Source organism: uncultured Brachyspira sp., from assembly GCF_944390595.1.
Lineage (GTDB): Bacteria > Spirochaetota > Brachyspiria > Brachyspirales > Brachyspiraceae > Brachyspira.
Genome location: NZ_CALXRN010000243.1, coordinates 1 through 3,336 on the forward strand (window position 1 = coordinate 1; position 3,336 = coordinate 3,336).

Annotated in this window: 3 protein-coding genes; all 3 read left to right on the plus strand. The window is 48.7% G+C overall.

All coding sequences use genetic code 11. The features are described from left to right. The coding region (locus Q0J90_RS14525) for a hypothetical protein (protein WP_297278593.1) at window positions 1-736 on the plus strand (736 nt) is incomplete at its 5' end. Window positions 737-800: 64 nt separating this feature from the next. Next, window positions 801-2,486 carry a VWA domain-containing protein gene (locus tag Q0J90_RS14530; protein WP_297278594.1) on the plus strand — a complete coding sequence of 562 codons (1,686 nt, stop codon included), beginning with the start codon at window positions 801-803 and terminating at the stop codon, window positions 2,484-2,486. Between the two features lie 14 nt (window positions 2,487-2,500). Beyond that, window positions 2,501-3,241, plus strand: coding sequence for a M15 family metallopeptidase (locus tag Q0J90_RS14535; RefSeq protein WP_297278595.1), 741 nt, complete (start codon window positions 2,501-2,503; stop codon window positions 3,239-3,241). The last annotated feature ends 95 nt before the right edge of the window (window positions 3,242-3,336 follow it).

The following is a 3,336-nucleotide window of genomic DNA, read 5'->3' on the forward strand; positions in this document are numbered from 1 at the left end:
GGGACAGGTTTCTGTGCAGTTGGCACAGGCCAGAGGCTTGCGAATGGCATCCCAATTGCTGGACCGCTCATTATCACAGGAAGAACAAGCTGCACTGATGCAAATGATGCAGACCGGTATGGAAAACCTTCCTTCCCTTTATACACTGCGTGAGGACGGAAGTGAGCAAGTCACTGTTTCTGATCCGTTTACGCCAACCGCATTGGGCTGTGTCGTCATGGTGGTTCTTTTTACCTTGCTCACCTGGGGTGCGTGGACCGGTTATCCGGATGCGCGTTTGGTTGAAAATCGGCTTCGTTCCGTCCCAAGCGGCGCGGCGCTCTCCTATCTGAGCGATATACTGGCCTTATGTTTGATTGGATGGATCGGTGGAATGGTTTGTCTGTTGGCTGGAAACGCAGCTGACAAATCCTCCATCGCAGCACTGTTTTTCTATGCGCCCTGTGTGGCAGGAATTACGCTTTTCTTAACGCGTTTTTCTTCCCTCAGTGGACGCATTGACATCCTTGCGCCCTTTTTATCGCTTGTGACCTGTCTTTTGGGCGGATGCTTTGGTGCTTTGGATACGTTATCGCCTCATCTTGCCTTGCTTTCTAAATTGACACCGCAAGGAATGACCTTATCAGCCGTGCGCGGAGATTTATATAGCTGGTGGATGCTGGTGGGAGCCACGGTATTATTTCTCTGGCTCGGCGGCATTCGAAAAAACTGTGTTGACAAAAACAAAGACAGATAACAGGAAATGTTTTCTGCATGTTATAACGACATACTTTTTATGCAATCAATAGGGGGAATTTATTATGGAGAAACCGCAATCATTCTGTACACATTGTGGCGCTGAACTCAAACCAAATGCACGATTTTGTGCCAAATGCGGTGCGCCGATCAAAGCTGTGACCCAGCAGGAAAACCCGGCACCGAATGAGCCGGAAACGGTACAATCCCAATCCGCAGCACCAGAGGAGACAAAAGCATCAGATACACAGCAAGAGCCGGAACAAGCGGCAACGCAACCGGCTCGACGCTTTTCGGTTCAAAAGGGTTTGCTGATTGGCTGCATCGCGGTCATCGCAATTCTGGTTGTCATTATCGGGGTTTTGGTTGGCAGACAGTCAGGACAAGACGAGAATACTGCATCTTCCTCATCCGATCCTGCAGAGCAGGTAGAAGCGGAGACCCCCGCAGAGCAAACACCGGCAGAGAATCTCTCTTTGCAGCTGACTCAGGTGAATACACACAATTATCCAGAAGTGCAGCTCTATTTTCAACTGCGCGACTTAAACGGTAATCTTATTTCCGCAATCAATAATCCCGTGCTTCAGATTACCGAGCAGAATGCTGCCGCGCAAGAGGTCGTGCCGCAGACACTGCAATCCATGGAAAAGAATATCTGCTTTGTTATGGATATCAGCGGCAGCATGGCCGATGAAAATAAGTATATTTATGGTCGGGACGCCATTTTGCAGCTGCTCGATCAGATGGGGCAAAGCTCCAATTATCAGGCGGCGCTGCTTTCCTTTAATGATACGCAAAATACGCTCGAGGATTTCACAACGGATTATACCGGCTTACGTACCGAACTGAATGCAATCGTACCCGATGGCGACACGGCATTCTGGGATTCGCTGGAATATGCGCTGCTGCGCACCAACAGCCAGAACGGTCAGAAATGCATCGTTGCCGCAACCGATGGCATGGACAATGCCAGCCAAACCACGCAGGATAATGTCATTTCTCTGTCCCAAGAACTGCAAATCCCAATTTATATCATTACCTTTGACAGCAGCCTGACGGCGGATTTATCCGAAGTAGCGCTGGCAACGGGCGGAAACTGTTTCGCAGTTGACAATTACCAAAATATCAGTGATATTTATAACAGCATTCTGTCCATGCAAAACAGCCAGTTTATGGTGACCTTTACTTCGGATGGCAATACAACAGAAAGCGAACGCGGTCTGGCGCTTCACTTCACAGGAGACGGCTATGCAGCAGACGCCGCAGAAACCTATCACCGTGTGGAAGAAATTTATGCAGATCAGATTTCCAATGCCATCATTTCTTCGGTATCCGCTTCATCGCATCTGGAGGAATATTACGACTCCACCGGCTATCTTTATCATGTGCCGGAAAATACCATTGACGGCAGCTACCGTACGGCATGGGTGGAAAACGCTTCCGGAGATGGCATTGGCGAATGGATCAAGCTGTCCTTTGACCGCACCTATACGATCAACGGCATCGAAATCAGCAACGGATATAAGAAATCTGCTGATCTTTATGCCAAGAATAACCGACCGCGGCAAGTACGCCTGCATTTCTCTGACGGCAGCTATCAGGACTATGATTTAGCCGATACCTTTGAAGGCGCGCAGCGTTTGACATTCCCCGAACCGGTCACAACCAACAGCGTCATGATTGAGTTGCTATCGGTTTATTCAGGCTCAAAATATCAGGATACTTGCATTACCGAACTGCAGGTGTTCTAAAGGATGAAAGCAGAATGAAAAAGATGCAATGGATTGCAGCGGCACTGTTGCTGCTATCACTGACAGGCTGTATATTCCCCGCAGAAAATCAAACGATTTTGATAAATGATGCGGACAGCATCGAAGTGACAGACAACGAGGATACAAAACCACCGGAAGAGCCGGAAGAAGTGGAATCGGATATTGTGACGATACCCGATCCACCTCAGGATACACAATCGTTTGTCCGTGTGCAGGATTATATTCCGGATATTGCAGTTGATCTGCGCTATGCAACCACGAATAACTTCACCGGCACGGTAATTTATGCCTATGACGATGCATGGCTGCGCTATGATACTGTCTGCAAGCTATCGGATGCCCAGGAACAGCTCAAGGCACAGGGATATCGCCTTTGTATTTGGGATGCGTTCCGTTCGGCCAAGTCACAGCAGAAATTGTGGGAGACTTATCCCGATGGCAACTATGTTGCCAATCCAGCCAACGGATATTCAGGCCATACCCGCGGTGATACGGTTGACATCACACTGATCACGCTGGAGGGCGAATCGGTAGAAATGCCTTCCGGATTTGATGATTTTACCGCGTTAGCGGATCGAAACTACGAGGATGTATCTGCAGCCGCGGGAGAGCATGCGGCACTGCTGGAATCGGTGATGGAATCCTGTGGTTTTGCTGGCTATGACAAAGAATGGTGGCACTACAGCGACAATGACCGCGCACAGCCTGCTCCGGACTTTGAACCGACGGACTAGTACAATGCAGCCTAAAACACTACGATCGTGAAATACTGCCTTTCTTGAAAAATAATGATGCGTTTTTGTTTTAGACGCATCATTATTTTTTTATA

Coding starts and splice junctions, on each gene's coding strand:
- Q0J90_RS14535 (WP_297278595.1), top strand. CDS start 2,501: ATGAAAAAGATGCAATGGATTGCAGCGGCACTGTTGCTGCTATCACTG.
- Q0J90_RS14530 (WP_297278594.1), top strand. CDS start 801: ATGGAGAAACCGCAATCATTCTGTACACATTGTGGCGCTGAACTCAAA.